The sequence below is a fragment of the Enterobacter sp. CPE_E1241 genome, from assembly GCF_045618265.1.
Taxonomy (GTDB): Bacteria; Pseudomonadota; Gammaproteobacteria; order Enterobacterales; family Enterobacteriaceae; genus Enterobacter; species Enterobacter adelaidei.
The window spans coordinates 1,992,615-2,007,065 of the sequence record NZ_JBIWYV010000001.1 but is presented as its reverse complement, the minus strand read 5'-3'; the positions used below and the strand labels follow the sequence as shown (position 1 = coordinate 2,007,065).

Genomic DNA, 14,451 nt, shown 5'->3' with positions numbered 1-14,451 from the left:
ACGGATCGTGATTTAACGTCCGGCTTTTAATAGTAGCCAGATAAATACCGGCGCGCCCAGCGTGGCGGTCACTACACCAATGGGCAGTTCCGCGGCTGTCAGGGCAAGCCGGGCTATGATATCGGCCACCAGCAGTGTTACCGCCCCGGCGACTGCCGAGGCCGGAAGTAAGGTTCGATGGTCGGTGAGGCCACACAGGCGAAGCATATGCGGAATAACCAACCCGATAAAACCAATCGCCCCCGCCAGCGCCACGCTGACCCCCACCAGCCAGCCAATGGCAATAACCAGCACATTACGCCAGAACACCAGTGGCATCCCGAGCTGGCGAGCGGATGTTTCACCCAGCGCGAGCATGTTGAGTGGTTGTGCCTGCATGGTCGCCCACAATATGACCGGGATCAGAAGAACCATCAGCCAGCCCTGGTGCCAGTCCACGCCCCCAAAACCGCCCATCATCCAGTACATCAGCTGACGCAGGTCAAAGGAGGTCGAGAAATAGACCGCCCAGGTCATCAGCGCGCTACAGATGATACCCAGCGCTACCCCGGCAAGCAGCAGACGGCTGGTCGATAAGTGCCGTCTGGCGAAACGCAGGAGAATGAGCGTTATCAGCAATGCGCCAGTAATGGCGCTCAGGCTGATACTCCACCCGGAAAGTGCTCCCCCGCCAAGCATGACGGCCGCTATCAGCCCCACGCCTGCGCCGTTCGATACGCCGAGCAGCCCGGGTTCCGCCAGCGGGTTGTCGAACAATGCCTGCATAATGGTGCCGCAGAGCGCCAGTGCAGCCCCCACCAGGATCACCGCCACGGTGCGCGGCAGACGTATTTGCCAGATGAAGATCTGCCCGTCAGGGCTCATCCAGCTTTCAGGCCCTATCCACCTGTCGCCCGCACACAGGCTTATGCCGGCGGCGACAACAAGAAGCAGCACCAGCAAAAACAGGCGACGTTGATCGGAACGGTGCTGGCGATAGGCGTAATCAAGCATGTGTACAGTTTTATTGACGTAAGATGTAATTGATTTTACGGCGGGTTTGCCAAAGAGCGCAAAGAAAAAAGGCCGCGTGAGCGGCCTTTTTAGTTAGTTCATATTACTCTGCTTTGGGCGTTGCGTTTTCGACACGGCTTTTTAACTTCTGGCCGGGTCTGAAGGTCACCACGCGGCGAGCTGTAATGGGAATATCTTCCCCCGTCTTCGGGTTGCGGCCCGGACGTTGGTTTTTGTCTCGCAAATCAAAATTGCCAAAACCGGAGAGTTTTACCTGTTCACCATTTTCCAGAGCACGACGGATCTCTTCGAAAAACAGCTCTACCAGCTCTTTGGCATCCCGTTTGCTAAGCCCAAGCTTATCAAACAGATATTCTGACATTTCAGCTTTTGTAAGCGCCATAGGTTCAATCCCTCAATGATGCCTGGAATCGCTCTTTTAATGCCTCTACACATTTGGCGACGGTAGCGGCAATCTCCTCTTCTTCGAGTGTACGGCTGGTATCCTGAAGGATAAGGCTGATAGCAAGGCTCTTGAAACCTTCTGCTACGCCCTTGCCGCGGTACACGTCAAATAAGTTTACGCCAACTACCTGATTTACGCCAACTTTCTTACATTCGGCCAAAATATCTGCTGCGGGCACATTTTCCGCGACCACAACCGCGATATCACGGCGGTTCGCCGGGAAGCGTGACACGTCCTGCGCCTGAGGAATGACGCGGTCTGCAACCGGGTTCCACTCCAGCTCGAACACGATGGTACGGCCATTCAGATCCAGTTTACGCTCCAGCTCAGGGTGAACAACACCAATGAAACCAACACGTTTGCCGTCTAAATAAATGGCTGCACTTTGCCCCGGATGCAGTGCCGGAATGGCTTCTGCACGGAATTCAATTTCAGATAATTTACCGGTCAGATCGAGAATTGCTTCCAGATCGCCCTTCATATCGTAGAAATCAACCGTCCCTTTCGCCAGATCCCAATGCTCTTCATAGCGGTTACCGCTGATGGCACCAGCCAGCATAAGATCCTGACGGATGCCTAAATTTGCCTGATTATCCGGTACAAAGCGCAAACCGCTTTCGAAAATTCGCACACGGTTTTGCTGGCGATTCTGGTTGTAAACAATCGTACCCAGCAGCCCTGTCCACAGAGACAGACGCATCGCGGACATTTCGCTGGAGATTGGGCTTGGCAGGATCAGCGCTTCCTGGCCCGGATGGATCAACTGCTGCAACTTCGGATCAACAAAGCTGTAGGTGATCACTTCCTGGTAACCTTTATCATTGAGCATGGTTTTCACACGCTTCAGAGACAGGTCAGCTTCACGGTGGGTGCCCATCACCAGACCCGCCTGTACAGGCTCATCAGGGATGTTGTTGTAACCGTATACGCGAGCCACTTCCTCCACCAGGTCTTCTTCGATCTCCATGTCGAAACGCCATGATGGCGCAACGGCCTTCCATTCGTCCTGACCTTCGGTGACTTCACAGCCCAGGCGCTTCAGAATGTCGGTGACCTGCGCATCGGCAACGTGGTGCCCAATCAAACGATCCAGCTTGCTGCGACGCAGAGTGATGGTTGCGCGCTTTGGCAGAGTGTCTTCGTTTGTCACATCAATAACCGGGCCAGCTTCGCCGCCGCAGATATCGATCAGCAGGCGCGTTGCACGTTCCATCGCTTTGTACTGCAGCGCCGGGTCAACGCCGCGCTCGTAGCGGTGGGAGGCATCGGTATGCAGGCCGTGACGGCGCGCGCGACCGGTGATGGAGAGCGGGCTGAAGAAGGCGCATTCCAGCAGGACGTTTTGCGTCTCGTCGTTCACGCCTGAGTGCTCGCCCCCGAAGATACCGCCCATCGCCAGCGCTTTACCATGATCTGCAATCACCAGGGTATCAGCGTTCAGTTTTGCTTCGCTGCCGTCCAGCAGAACCAGGGTTTCACCCTCTTTCGCCATACGTACAATAATTCCGCCTTCGATACGATCTTTATCGAACGCGTGCATTGGCTGGCCAAGCTCCAGCAGAACGTAGTTAGTGACGTCAACAACCGCATCAATGGAGCGAATACCACAGCGACGCAGTTTCTCTTTCATCCACAGAGGGGTTGGCGCTTTAACGTTAATGCCTTTCACAACACGCCCCAGGTAACGCGGGCACGCATCGGCGGCTTCAACCTGAATTGGCAGAGTGTCGGTAATGGTTGCAGCTACTGGCGTGATGTCTGGTACGTTCAGCTCAACCTGGTTCAGCACCGCAACATCGCGCGCTACGCCGATGATACCTAAGCAATCAGCACGGTTTGGCGTGACGCTGATTTCAATGGTGTTGTCATCAAGCTTCAGGTATTCACGGATATCGGTGCCAATTGGCGCATCCAACGGCAGCTCAATGATGCCATTGTGATCGTCGGAAATACCCAGCTCGGAGAACGAGCACAGCATGCCTTCAGACGGCTCACCGCGCAGCTTAGCCGCTTTAATTTTGAAATCGCCCGGCAGTACCGCACCGACGGTTGCCACAGCAACTTTCAGCCCCTGACGGCAGTTTGGCGCACCGCAGACGATATCCAGCAGGCGCTCGCCGCCCACGTTCACTTTTGTTACGCGCAGTTTGTCTGCATTAGGATGCTGGCCGCATTCAACTACTTCACCTACGACCACGCCATTAAAGGCACCTGAAACCGGCTCAACGCCGTCAACTTCCAGGCCAGCCATGGTGATCTGGTTAGAAAGCGCTTCGCTGTCCAGCGTGGTGTTCACCCATTCGCGTAACCACAGTTCACTGAATTTCATTGTTCTGTCCTGCCCTTATTTAAACTGTTTGAGGAAACGCAGATCGTTTTCGAAGAATGCACGCAGATCGGTCACGCCGTAACGCAGCATGGTCAGACGCTCCATGCCCATACCGAACGCAAAGCCGGAGTAAACTTCCGGATCGATACCTACGTTGCGCAGTACGTTTGGATGCACCATGCCGCAACCCAGCACTTCCAGCCACTTGCCATTTTTACCCATCACGTCAACTTCCGCAGACGGTTCAGTGAACGGAAGTAGGACGGACGGAAACGAACCTGCAGATCTTCTTCAAAGAAGTTATTCAGGAAATCATGCAGCGTGCCTTTCAGGTTGGTGAAGCTGATGTTTTTATCAACAATCAGGCCTTCCATCTGGTGGAACATTGGCGTGTGGGTCTGATCGTAGTCGTTACGATATACACGGCCCGGCGCGATAATACGGATTGGCGGTTCCTGATCCTTCATGGTACGGATCTGAACGCCGGAAGTTTGGGTGCGCAGCAGACGCGTGGCGTCGAACCAGAAAGTGTCGTGGTCAGCACGTGCCGGATGATGGCGGGGAATGTTCAGGGCATCGAAGTTGTGATAATCATCTTCAATTTCCGGGCCAGTCGCCACGGTAAAGCCGAGCTCACCGAAGAAACTTTCAATGCGATCGATGGTGCGGGTAACCGGGTGCAGACCGCCGTTTTCGATGCGGCGACCCGGCAGAGAAACGTCGATAGTCTCTGCAGCCAGACGCGCATTCAGCACTGCACTTTCCAGCTCAGCTTTGCGTGCGTTCAGCGCCTGCTGCACCTGCTCTTTGGCTTCGTTAATTACCGCACCCGCTGCCGGGCGTTCTTCTGGCGGCAGTTCACGCAGGGTTGTCATTTGAAGGGTCAGGTGCCCTTTCTTACCAAGATATTCGACGCGGACATTGTCTAACGCGGCAACATCTGAGGCCTGATTAATGGCGGCTGTTGCACTGGCAACCAGCTCTGCGAGATGTGACATGATTTTCCTCATTATGTCGGTGCAGACACCGATTTGGTGGAGTTATTCTCTCAAATTCAGGCACAAAAAAAGCCTCCATCGGGAGGCTTATCTGGCGCTGTTTTTCGTTTCATCTTTCACGCGCTAGCCTCCTGAATTCAGGTGCTAAAGTAAAAGAAGAAGCGGAAAATAGCAGCATTCATGCTTGCGTTACCTTGTGTGGTAAATACCGTTGAGACCTTATTGAAAAGGTTGCACCGGTAAAAGTCAATCTTCTGATGGTGTTAAATGAAAAGAGGGAGCTAAGCCCCCTCTCTCAACTGGCTTATGCCAGTGCTGCTTTCGCTTTTTCGACCAGAGCAGTGAACGCTACTTTGTCGAATACTGCGATGTCAGCCAGGATCTTACGGTCGATTTCAACAGAGGCTTTTTTCAGGCCGTTGATGAATTTGCTGTAAGAAATACCGTTCTGACGTGCTGCTGCGTTGATACGCGCAATCCACAGTTGACGGAACTGACGCTTACGCTGACGACGGTCACGGTAAGCGTACTGACCTGCTTTGATAACAGCCTGGAAGGCAACGCGGTATACGCGTGAACGCGCACCGTAGTAGCCTTTAGCTTGTTTCAAAATTTTCTTGTGACGTGCACGTGCAATTACACCACGTTTTACGCGAGCCATGTGTGCTCTCCTGTATCTATTCTAAGTTAAAAAAGTTAAACGTTAACGACTTATGCGTACGGCAGGCACGCGATTACCAGGCCCAGATCGCCTTTAGAAACCATGGCTTTTGGACGCAGGTGACGTTTACGCTTGGTAGCTTTCTTAGTCAGAATGTGACGCAGGTTAGCGTGCTTGTGCTTAAAACCACCTTTACCGGTTTTTTTGAAGCGCTTAGCAGCACCGCGTACGGTCTTAATTTTTGGCATCTTAATAACTTCCACTTCGCATTGTTAAATAAACGAAACATAGGCGAACAAAACCTATGAAACCCGAAGGCTCCACAGATTTTGCTGCTTGAAGGCCTTACTGTTTCTTCTTAGGAGCGAGCACCATGATCATCTGGCGGCCTTCGATCTTCGTAGGGAAGGATTCGACTACTGCCAGTTCACTCAGATCGTCACGGACGCGGTTAAGCACTTCCATACCAATCTGTTGGTGGGCCATCTCACGACCGCGGAAACGCAGCGTGATCTTGGCCTTATCGCCATCTTCCAGAAAGCGAATCAGGCTGCGGAGTTTTACCTGATAATCGCCATCGTCGGTACCAGGACGGAATTTGATTTCCTTAACCTGGATAACTTTTTGCTTTTTCTTCTGTTCCTTAGAAGACTTACTCTTTTCATAAAGGAACTTGCCGTAGTCCATGATACGACAAACTGGCGGTTCGGCGTTAGGGCTGATTTCAACTAAATCTACTCCAGCTTCTTCAGCCTTTTCGATTGCTTCTCTCAGACTCACAATCCCCAGCTGCTCGCCTTCCAGACCTGTTAAGCGAACTTCCTGGGCGCGAATCTCGCCATTGATACGATTCGGACGTGCCGTTTGAACTCGTTTTCCGCCTTTAATACCTTATTCCTCCAGTTGTTGAAGACTGCGGCTGCGAATCTCTTGTTGCAGCTTCTCAATCACTTCACTTACGTCCAGGCTGCCCAGGTCTTTACCACGGCGGGTGCGAACGGCAACTTTGCCTGCTTCCACCTCTTTATCACCACAGACCAACATATACGGGACACGACGTAAAGTGTGCTCGCGGATTTTAAAGCCAATCTTCTCATTTCTCAAGTCTGCTTTTACGCGAATGCCCGCATTTTGTAGTTTCTGCGTCAATTCTTTAACGTAATCCGCCTGAGAATCGGTAATGTTCATCACCACGACCTGCACTGGCGCAAGCCAGGTTGGGAAGAAGCCGGCGAACTCTTCAGTCAGGATGCCGATGAAGCGCTCCAGAGAACCGAGAATTGCACGGTGAATCATTACCGGTACCTGACGCTCGTTGTCTTCGCCAACATAAGAGGCGCTTAAACGCTGCGGCAGGGAGAAGTCCAGCTGTACAGTACCGCACTGCCATGCGCGATCGAGGCAGTCATACAGGGTAAATTCAATTTTCGGACCGTAGAATGCGCCCTCGCCCAACTGGTATTCGAACGGAATGCCGTTCTCTTCCAGCGCAACGGCGAGATCCGCTTCTGCGCGGTCCCAGGTCTCATCGCTGCCGATACGTTTTTCCGGACGCGTTGAGAGTTTGACCACGATCTTCTCGAAGCCAAAGGTGCTGTACATATCGTAGACCATACGAATACAGGCGTTAACTTCGTCACGTACCTGATCTTCCGTACAGAAGATATGCGCATCATCCTGAGTAAAACCACGAACACGCATCAGACCATGCAGCGCACCTGATGGCTCGTTACGGTGGCAGCTACCGAACTCTGCCATACGCAGCGGCAGGTCGCGGTAGGACTTCAGACCCTGGTTGAAGATCTGAACGTGCCCCGGGCAGTTCATTGGCTTAATGCAGTATTCACGGTTCTCGGAAGAGGTAGTAAACATCGCATCTTTGTAGTTGTCCCAGTGGCCGGTTTTTTCCCACAGCACACGGTCCATCATGAACGGGCCTTTTACTTCCTGGTACTGGTACTCTTTCAGCTTGGAACGAACGAAGGTTTCCAGTTCACGGAAAATGGTCCAGCCGTCGTTGTGCCAGAACACCATACCCGGCGCTTCTTCCTGCATGTGGTACAGGTCAAGTTGCTTACCAATTTTACGGTGGTCACGCTTCGCGGCTTCTTCCAGGCGCTGCAGATAAGCATTCAGTGCTTTTTTATCGGCCCATGCAGTCCCGTAGATACGCTGCAACATCTTGTTGTTGCTGTCGCCACGCCAGTAGGCGCCTGCAATTTTCATCAGCTTGAAGTGATGACAGAAGCGCATATTCGGCACGTGCGGTCCACGGCACATGTCGACGTATTCTTCGTGATGGTACAAGCCAGGCTTGTCATCATGGGAGATGTTTTCATCAAGAATAGAGACTTTATAGCTCTCGCCACGCTTCACGAAGGTTTCACGCGCTTCGTGCCAGCTGACTTTCTTCTTGATGACGTCATAGTTCGTTTCGGCGAGCTCGTGCATACGTTTTTCGAGCGCGTCGATATCTTCCTGAGTCAGGGTGTGGTCAAGGTCAACGTCGTAGTAAAAACCGTTGTCGATTACCGGACCGATCGCCATTTTGGTGTTTGGCCACAGCTGTTTGATGGCATGACCTAACAGGTGTGCGCAGGAGTGGCGAATGATCTCCAGACCTTCTTCGTCTTTCGCTGTAATGATTGCAAGCGTTGCATCATTTTCGATCAAATCGGAAGCATCCACCAGCTCACCGTTAACACGGCCAGCGATGGTCGCTTTCGCAAGACCAGGACCAATGTCCAGGGCAACATCCATTGGGCTAACAGCGTGGTCGTAATGGCGTTGGCTGCCATCAGGAAGAGTAATTACAGGCATTTTATATCCTTATTTGCAGTGATGCCCCACACATAAGAGCATATACAAAGAAAATAATCGTGATTTGACAATAGATTACGACACCATCTGACCAACAATCGTCAAATTGGTTCGTCATCATTCACCCGCAGGAAAATCAGACAACGTCCGATTTACGGCAAGCCTTGCAATGTTAACACTAACAAAAGGGAGATTGCACCCTCTGCTGGCAGATTGGTGTGCTGGCACTTTTGCATGAATTTGCCGGTTGCATATCCCCGGAGCTCGCATTCCAGAGATGATGGGCTACTCTTGAACAGGTCATTAAACCCAAAGGTGCATACCATGAACGTATCTAGTAGAACGGTTGTGATATTGAACATCCTTTCAGCCACAGGTTTATTGTTGATTCTCGCCGAACGATTCCACTGGTTCTGAGCCTCACCTAAGCGGGTATAACCTAATCGCGCCCTGCGATGGGGCATTTTTCTGCCCTGTTTGATAGACTATGCGTATCAAGGAACAAGGATTAGGTTATGCCAACAAAACGATTTGCCGTAAAACACTGGAAAATGGTGCTGGTGCTGATAGCCATCTGCGGCGCTATGCTGTTACTGCGTTGGGCGGCAATGATTTGGGGCTAGAGGCGAATAGTCGTCATCAGAAAGTACGTCAACAGGCCTAAGATGTAAAACGGGCCGACATCTTCATCGGCCCGCCATTATTACATTCTATAACCCAGTGAAACAGTGGTTCTGCGATCGGTATGATCCGGTGCAGTTTCTGGCGGTGAAGAGTTCCAGGTCACGTTGTAAGCCACTTTCAGACCAAAGTGTTCGTTGATAGCCACGTTCAGCGCTGTCTCGGAGTTCAGCGTCGTATCGTCGGCACCAAATACTGAAACACCCTGGGTAAATTTGGTGTTGTCGGTCATCTGCCAGGCATAGGTGCCGGAAGCGTAGCCAAGAGGTTGGGTTTTGGTATCGCCATCGGTGTACTCGTCATAACGAACACCAGGACCGAATTCAAAACGGAAGCTGTGTACCGGGCCATTCAGGAACTGACGACCATAACCCGCAGTGAACACATCACGCTGACGATAACCGTTGTAGCGGTCAGTCAACCAGCTTGCCTGACCAAACAGGTAGTCATAGTCAGTCATGTTGTAGCGGCTACGTCCGCCTACCGCATATTTCTCGGAAGAGCGTTCATCATTAGCGGAAGTGTTGCTGGCATTTCCCCACAGAGACCATGCGGTGGTGTTACCGTACCAGGTGAGCGTACTGTCCGCTGTCAGAGAGGAGCTTTTCGTGTTACCGGATTGTGCCAGGTACCCGGCGTTCAGGTTACCTTCAAACGGTTTTTTCGCGGTGGTGGGATCGTCCATGACAGTAAAAACGGTATCATCGGCGCTCGCGTTCATTGCCACAAACACGCCACCCGCCAGCATCAGTGCAGCGGGTACTGTCTTCAAAAGCTTCATTTTATTAAGGAGTCCGTACAACAAAAAAAGAGACCACACGGTCCCGGAATCTTTCTTGAGGATCAATGACAAGGCATCCAGAGAAAGGTAACAAATTATAAAAAGCCGCAAATAACATAGCAATGTTTTCTTATTTCATTTTTTGAATAAGAACGATCTCAAATTGCGTTTTATTTTATATATCCCCAAAATGTTATTTCATCCCTATTCATATTTAAAATCATACTGTTATTTACATTGCCTTCCTGATAAATGGTGCCAGACTAATAAGAACCCATACTAAAAGGAGGTAATGATGGTTTCTATCTACACTCTGACGCTCTCCCCTTCCCTTGATTCCGCCACCCTGACGCCCCAGATTTACCCGGAAGGTAAATTGCGCTGTAGCGCCCCGGTCTTTGAGCCCGGCGGCGGCGGGATCAACGTGGCGCGCGCTATTACCCACCTCGGCGGCAAAGCCACGGCCATTTTCCCCACGGGTGGTGCCACCGGTGAACACCTGGTCTCTCTGCTGGCAGATGAACAGGTGGCCGTAGAGACCGTCGAGGCCAAAGACTGGACGCGGCAAAACCTGCATGTCCACGTGGGATCCAGCGGCGAGCAGTACCGTTTTGTCATGCCGGGGGCGAAGCTCAGCGATGACGAGTTTCGTCAGCTTGAAGAGAAAGTGCTGACGATAGAAAGCGGCGCGCTGCTGGTGGTAAGCGGCAGCCTGCCACCCGGCGTGAGCACGGAAAAATTAACAGCGCTCATCCGGGCTGCACAACAACGCGGGATCCGCTGCATTGTCGACAGCAGCGGCGATGCCCTGCAGGCTGCATTAGTGCCTGGCAATCTTGAGCTGGTTAAACCCAACCAGAAAGAGTTGAGTGCACTGGTCAACCGCGAACTGACACAACCAGATGATGTTCGCACCGCCGCACAGGAGTTGGTGCGCAGCGGTAAAGCGCGACGCGTTGTGGTCTCCCTTGGTCCTCAGGGGGCGCTGGCAGTCGATGAATCGTCGTCCGTTCAGGTTGTGCCACCCCCAATGAAAAGTCAGAGTACAGTGGGTGCCGGTGACAGCATGGTCGGTGCAATGACGCTGAAACTGGCACAGGGCGCATCACTGCTGGAAATGACACGCTACGGTGTGGCGGCGGGGAGTGCTGCAACCATCAACCAGGGCACGCGTCTCTGTTCACTGGCCGATACGCAAAAAATCGTTGATTACCTGTCACGCAATTAACACCCGTTCCCCTTCTTTATGGAGGGGAAATTCACATCGTAGTCGCCAAACACAGACTATCGACTATGCTAAGAAAACTTTCATGATAACAATGAGGTGAATTATGAGCAGTGGTGACATCACCCGCTACGTTGTAACCGTCAACCTTCATGAAGCATCGCTCACCGAGCTGAATGAGCTCAACAACGCGTTCACCCGGGCTAATTTTCTCCTCACGCTCACGGATGACGAGGGCAATGTTCATGATTTAGGCACGCTGACATTCGGCATAATCAGTCCCCTGAGCCAGGAAGAGGTACATGCGCTGGGCACCAGTCTGGTGGAAAGCGTGACTGACAAGCCTGCCGAAATTGACGTGGAAACCTGGGAAAGCTGGAAGAAAAAAGAACAATAAGTGCCCTGCATGAATTTAAACCGCTCAGGTGTGCGTTAGTTCGTATTTTTTTACCGCAATTATGCGCTAACTTTATGATCTGGCAGACAACATGGGAGAGACAACATGTGGCAGGCTATCAGTCATCTTTTAAGTGAACAACTGGGTGAAGGTGAAATTGAACTGCGTAACGAACTGCCAGGCGGAGAGATCCACGCCGCGTGGCATTTACGCTACGCTGGACGCGACCTTTTCGTTAAATGTGATGAGCGGGAACTGCTTCCGATCTTTACCGCCGAAGCTGACCAGCTGGAACTGTTGTCGCGCAGTAAAACGGTGACGGTCCCACAAGTTCTGGCCGTGGGGAGTGACCGAGACTACAGCTTTCTGGTGATGGAATATCTCCCAGCCCGTCCGTTAGATGCCCATAATGCTTTCATTCTCGGCCAACAGTTAGCGCGCCTGCATCAATGGAGCGACCAGCCGCAGTTTGGTCTCGATTTCGACAACGATCTCTCCACTACCCCACAACCTAATGCCTGGCAGCGTCGCTGGTCGACGTTTTTTGCTGAGCAACGCATTGGCTGGCAACTTGAGCTGGCCGCAGAAAAAGGGCTGGAATTTGGCAATATAGATGCCATCGTTGAGCACGTTCAGCAGCGTCTGGCATCCCACCAGCCTCAGCCTTCTTTGCTACACGGCGATTTGTGGTCAAATAATTGCGCGCTAGGCCCCAACGGCCCTTATATTTTTGACCCGGCCTGCTACTGGGGTGACAGAGAATGCGATCTGGCCATGTTGCCGCTGCATCCGGAACAGCCACCGCAAATATACGATGGGTACCAGTCGGTTTCCCCCCTGCCGCCCGGTTTCCTCGATCGCCAGCCGGTGTATCAGCTTTATACGCTGATGAACCGAGCCATCCTGTTTGGCGGGGAGCACCTGGTCAACGCGCAGCGGGCCCTTGAACGTATACTTGCCGCGTGAAGGCAGATAAGGGTGGCTCTTTCGCCACCCTTATCTGTTACAGAAAACCGAGCAGCGAGAAGAAGAAGTATCCCGCCACAATGATGATCACCGGGAGGATATAGAGCGGGAAAATTTGCAGAAAAATGGTATGACGCGGCACAACAATGCGGGATTCAATCTGCTCCCGACTCATCCCTTCCGGGCCTTTAGCCTGCTCCAGAATTAACTGATCCTCAACCCCTTCGCGTAGAAAGCGCGTCTGACGACTCATTCGTGCGCCAGAGGCCTGCAATGCGAGGGCGATAAAGATCAGTGCGTAAATGCCCCAAAAGCCGATATTCAGTTGCTGATGAAAATCCGGGGTGGGTGAGTTGAACCAGAAGACATTCAAGAATGGTGTGTTAAAACGCATCATCTCAATCATGACATGCGCAAAATCAAGCATTACCGCATTAATACCCGGCTGTTTTTCGCTGTGATCGTACATAAATTTCAGTACAGAGATCAGCGTAGAAATGACAGCTGGAATAAAAATCACCCAGCCAGCAATACGTTTTAAGACCGCGATGCGTCCAGCTTGTTGATACGTCATCAGTTCCTCTTCATAAAGACGCGTTATTTGTGCCTAAGTCTACCTGCTGGTCATCAATTTCGCCCGATCTTTAAAGGCAATATGCTAAATTGCAGGTTGTGCTTAGCACTTATCGTCTGTCGAACACCCTGGATAAGGAGACGTTGTGATGTCGACACCGCGCCAAATTCTTGCCGCAATTTTTGACATGGATGGATTACTGATCGATTCCGAACCGTTGTGGGATCGCGCCGAACTGGACGTCATCGCCAGCCTTGGCGTAGATATCAGCCGCCGTAATGAACTTCCAGACACGCTTGGCCTGCGCATTGATATGGTCGTCGATCTGTGGTTTGCCCAACAGCCGTGGGTTGGCCCGGATCGTGATGAAGTGACCGCACGCATTATCAGCCGCGCCATCTCGCTGGTCGAAGAGAACAAGCCGTTGCTGCCTGGGGTACGTGAAGCCGTCGCGCTGTGTAAAGCTCAGGGGCTGAAAGTCGGTCTGGCCTCTGCTTCACCGCTGCATATGCTGGAAAAAGTGCTCATCATGTTTGAACTGCGCGACAGTTTCGACGCGCTGGCATCAGCGGAAAAATTGCCTTACAGCAAGCCGCACCCGCAGGTCTATCTGGACTGTGCCGCTAAGCTGGGTATTGATCCGCTCAACTGCGTTGCGCTTGAAGACTCCGTAAACGGTATGGTGGCATCGAAAGCCGCACGTATGCGCTCCATTGTGGTGCCCGCTGAAGAAACCCGCCACGATCCCCGGTTTGCCCTTGCCGATGTGAAGCTTACTTCACTGGTCGGGTTGACGACGCATCACCTGCAGGGCGGCTAATGCCTGCGTTGGGTTTGTGACAAACAGTTACACCGTCACCTCTTCCGCCTACTGTATAAAAACCCTATACTGTATGAATTGACAGTTTTGTGGGTTTTATTATGACGGCGGAAGGCCACCTGCTTTTTTCTATTGCGTGCGCAGTATTTGCCAAAAACGCTGAACTTACCCCCGTGCTGGCGCAGGGGGACTGGTGGCATATTGTCCCTTCCGCCGTATTGACCTGTTTGCTGCCCGACATTGACCACCCCAAATCCTTCCTTGGTCAACGCCTTAAGTGGGTATCAAAACCTATCGCCCGCGCGTTTGGCCACCGGGGATTTACGCATAGTCTGCTGGCCGTGTTCGGCCTGCTGACGCTCTTCTACTTAAAAGTGCCCGAAAGCTGGATTGTCCCTGCGGATGCCATCCAGGGGATGGTGCTGGGCTATTTAAGCCATATTCTCGCCGATATGCTAACGCCTGCGGGCGTGCCGCTGCTTTGGCCCTGCCGCTGGCGTTTCCGTTTTCCCATCCTTGCACCGCAGAAAGGTAACCAGCTTGAGCGCGTATTGTGCATGGCGCTGTTTGCCTATGCTGTCTGGATGCCGCAAACATTGCCCGAAAACAGTGCAGTCCGCTGGTCTTCCCAGATGATTAATTCGCTGCAATTTCAGTTCAATCGTTTTATTCATCACCAGATTGAACAGTAAACAGACAAAACTATCTCATTTGTCATAACCCATTCCATTTGGATATAA

17 protein-coding genes, 1 pseudogene and 1 other annotated feature are annotated in these 14,451 nt (G+C 52.2%); of the genes and pseudogenes, 7 read left to right on the top strand and 11 right to left on the bottom strand.

Going from position 1 to position 14,451, the window contains the following annotated elements; translation table 11 throughout:
* Positions 1-12 precede the first annotated feature (12 nt).
* The 9 genes and pseudogenes from btuC to thrS form a co-directional block, all read right to left on the bottom strand.
* The gene (gene btuC, locus ACJ9Y9_RS09785) at positions 13-993 is read right to left on the bottom strand and encodes a vitamin B12 ABC transporter permease BtuC (protein WP_028017226.1); all 981 of its coding nucleotides are present in this window, start codon (positions 991-993) and stop codon (positions 13-15) included.
* A 103-nt stretch (positions 994-1,096) separates the two neighbouring features.
* A complete protein-coding gene (gene ihfA / locus ACJ9Y9_RS09780) occupies positions 1,097-1,396 on the bottom strand; it encodes an integration host factor subunit alpha (RefSeq protein WP_003857805.1) in 300 nt (99 codons plus the stop codon).
* Between the two features lie 4 nt (positions 1,397-1,400).
* Positions 1,401-3,788, bottom strand: coding sequence for a phenylalanine--tRNA ligase subunit beta (gene pheT / locus ACJ9Y9_RS09775; RefSeq protein WP_028017225.1), 2,388 nt, complete (start codon positions 3,786-3,788; stop codon positions 1,401-1,403).
* Between the two features lie 15 nt (positions 3,789-3,803).
* Positions 3,804-4,786, bottom strand: a pseudogene (pheS, locus tag ACJ9Y9_RS09770) (phenylalanine--tRNA ligase subunit alpha).
* Positions 4,787-4,848: 62 nt separating this feature from the next.
* Positions 4,849-4,973, bottom strand: a sequence feature (Phe leader region).
* Positions 4,924-4,968, bottom strand: a complete 45-nt coding sequence (gene pheM / locus ACJ9Y9_RS09765; protein ID WP_001386830.1) for a pheST operon leader peptide PheM — start codon at positions 4,966-4,968, stop codon at positions 4,924-4,926. (Overlaps the previous feature by 45 nt.)
* 117 nt (positions 4,974-5,090) lie before the next feature.
* Positions 5,091-5,447 carry a 50S ribosomal protein L20 gene (rplT, locus tag ACJ9Y9_RS09760; protein ID WP_000124850.1) on the bottom strand — a complete coding sequence of 119 codons (357 nt, stop codon included), beginning with the start codon at positions 5,445-5,447 and terminating at the stop codon, positions 5,091-5,093.
* Positions 5,448-5,497: 50 nt separating this feature from the next.
* Complete coding sequence (gene rpmI / locus ACJ9Y9_RS09755) at positions 5,498-5,695, bottom strand: 50S ribosomal protein L35 (protein WP_001124225.1); 198 nt, start codon at positions 5,693-5,695, stop codon at positions 5,498-5,500.
* A 97-nt stretch (positions 5,696-5,792) separates the two neighbouring features.
* The gene (gene infC, locus ACJ9Y9_RS09750; RefSeq protein ID WP_023616141.1) at positions 5,793-6,335 is read right to left on the bottom strand and encodes a translation initiation factor IF-3; all 543 of its coding nucleotides are present in this window, start codon (positions 6,333-6,335) and stop codon (positions 5,793-5,795) included.
* A gap of 3 nt (positions 6,336-6,338) precedes the next feature.
* Positions 6,339-8,267 (bottom strand): threonine--tRNA ligase, encoded by a 1,929-nt coding sequence (thrS, locus tag ACJ9Y9_RS09745; protein WP_028017224.1) that lies wholly within the window; start codon positions 8,265-8,267, stop codon positions 6,339-6,341.
* A 234-nt stretch (positions 8,268-8,501) separates the two neighbouring features.
* Here thrS and yncL point away from each other — a divergent pair, with 234 nt between their 5' ends.
* Both yncL and yniD read left to right on the top strand, forming a co-directional pair.
* Positions 8,502-8,684: a stress response membrane protein YncL gene (gene yncL / locus ACJ9Y9_RS09740; RefSeq protein ID WP_080282767.1), complete on the top strand. Its 183-nt coding sequence runs from the start codon at positions 8,502-8,504 to the stop codon at positions 8,682-8,684.
* A gap of 98 nt (positions 8,685-8,782) precedes the next feature.
* Positions 8,783-8,890: a small membrane protein YniD gene (gene yniD, locus ACJ9Y9_RS09735; RefSeq protein ID WP_008500658.1), complete on the top strand. Its 108-nt coding sequence runs from the start codon at positions 8,783-8,785 to the stop codon at positions 8,888-8,890.
* A gap of 80 nt (positions 8,891-8,970) precedes the next feature.
* On the opposite strand, the gene ACJ9Y9_RS09730 is transcribed toward yniD, so the two are convergent.
* Complete coding sequence (locus ACJ9Y9_RS09730; protein WP_028017222.1) at positions 8,971-9,729, bottom strand: YdiY family protein; 759 nt, start codon at positions 9,727-9,729, stop codon at positions 8,971-8,973.
* Between the two features lie 295 nt (positions 9,730-10,024).
* Here ACJ9Y9_RS09730 and pfkB point away from each other — a divergent pair, with 295 nt between their 5' ends.
* From pfkB to ACJ9Y9_RS09715, 3 genes are all read left to right on the top strand, one after another.
* Positions 10,025-10,957, top strand: a complete 933-nt coding sequence (gene pfkB / locus ACJ9Y9_RS09725) for a 6-phosphofructokinase II (protein WP_028017221.1) — start codon at positions 10,025-10,027, stop codon at positions 10,955-10,957.
* 103 nt (positions 10,958-11,060) lie between these two features.
* Positions 11,061-11,351 (top strand): type V toxin-antitoxin system endoribonuclease antitoxin GhoS, encoded by a 291-nt coding sequence (gene ghoS / locus ACJ9Y9_RS09720; RefSeq protein ID WP_028017220.1) that lies wholly within the window; start codon positions 11,061-11,063, stop codon positions 11,349-11,351.
* Positions 11,352-11,456: 105 nt separating this feature from the next.
* Positions 11,457-12,317, top strand: a complete 861-nt coding sequence (locus tag ACJ9Y9_RS09715) for a fructosamine kinase family protein (protein ID WP_028017219.1) — start codon at positions 11,457-11,459, stop codon at positions 12,315-12,317.
* A 37-nt stretch (positions 12,318-12,354) separates the two neighbouring features.
* Here ACJ9Y9_RS09715 and ACJ9Y9_RS09710 read toward each other — a convergent pair whose 3' ends face one another.
* Positions 12,355-12,891, bottom strand: a complete 537-nt coding sequence (locus tag ACJ9Y9_RS09710; RefSeq protein ID WP_028017218.1) for a YniB family protein — start codon at positions 12,889-12,891, stop codon at positions 12,355-12,357.
* A gap of 148 nt (positions 12,892-13,039) precedes the next feature.
* Here ACJ9Y9_RS09710 and hxpB point away from each other — a divergent pair, with 148 nt between their 5' ends.
* On the top strand, positions 13,040-13,711 hold the full coding sequence (hxpB, locus tag ACJ9Y9_RS09705; protein ID WP_028017217.1) for a hexitol phosphatase HxpB: 672 nt from the start codon (positions 13,040-13,042) through the stop codon (positions 13,709-13,711).
* Between the two features lie 101 nt (positions 13,712-13,812).
* Positions 13,813-14,403: a metal-dependent hydrolase gene (locus ACJ9Y9_RS09700; RefSeq protein ID WP_014883483.1), complete on the top strand. Its 591-nt coding sequence runs from the start codon at positions 13,813-13,815 to the stop codon at positions 14,401-14,403.
* Positions 14,404-14,451 lie beyond the last annotated feature (48 nt).

Excerpts from the sequence above, each read along its gene's own strand:
- hxpB (WP_028017217.1), top strand. The coding sequence starts at position 13,040 with ATGTCGACACCGCGCCAAATTCTTGCCGCAATTTTTGACATGGATGGA.
- ghoS (WP_028017220.1), top strand. The coding sequence starts at position 11,061 with ATGAGCAGTGGTGACATCACCCGCTACGTTGTAACCGTCAACCTTCAT.
- ACJ9Y9_RS09700 (WP_014883483.1), top strand. The coding sequence starts at position 13,813 with ATGACGGCGGAAGGCCACCTGCTTTTTTCTATTGCGTGCGCAGTATTT.
- btuC (WP_028017226.1), bottom strand. The coding sequence starts at position 993 with ATGCTTGATTACGCCTATCGCCAGCACCGTTCCGATCAACGTCGCCTG.
- ihfA (WP_003857805.1), bottom strand. The coding sequence starts at position 1,396 with ATGGCGCTTACAAAAGCTGAAATGTCAGAATATCTGTTTGATAAGCTT.
- yncL (WP_080282767.1), top strand. The coding sequence starts at position 8,502 with ATGAATTTGCCGGTTGCATATCCCCGGAGCTCGCATTCCAGAGATGAT.
- pfkB (WP_028017221.1), top strand. The coding sequence starts at position 10,025 with ATGGTTTCTATCTACACTCTGACGCTCTCCCCTTCCCTTGATTCCGCC.
- ACJ9Y9_RS09715 (WP_028017219.1), top strand. The coding sequence starts at position 11,457 with ATGTGGCAGGCTATCAGTCATCTTTTAAGTGAACAACTGGGTGAAGGT.
- ACJ9Y9_RS09730 (WP_028017222.1), bottom strand. The coding sequence starts at position 9,729 with ATGAAGCTTTTGAAGACAGTACCCGCTGCACTGATGCTGGCGGGTGGC.
- ACJ9Y9_RS09710 (WP_028017218.1), bottom strand. The coding sequence starts at position 12,891 with ATGACGTATCAACAAGCTGGACGCATCGCGGTCTTAAAACGTATTGCT.
- thrS (WP_028017224.1), bottom strand. The coding sequence starts at position 8,267 with ATGCCTGTAATTACTCTTCCTGATGGCAGCCAACGCCATTACGACCAC.
- rpmI (WP_001124225.1), bottom strand. The coding sequence starts at position 5,695 with ATGCCAAAAATTAAGACCGTACGCGGTGCTGCTAAGCGCTTCAAAAAA.
- pheT (WP_028017225.1), bottom strand. The coding sequence starts at position 3,788 with ATGAAATTCAGTGAACTGTGGTTACGCGAATGGGTGAACACCACGCTG.
- rplT (WP_000124850.1), bottom strand. The coding sequence starts at position 5,447 with ATGGCTCGCGTAAAACGTGGTGTAATTGCACGTGCACGTCACAAGAAA.
- yniD (WP_008500658.1), top strand. The coding sequence starts at position 8,783 with ATGCCAACAAAACGATTTGCCGTAAAACACTGGAAAATGGTGCTGGTG.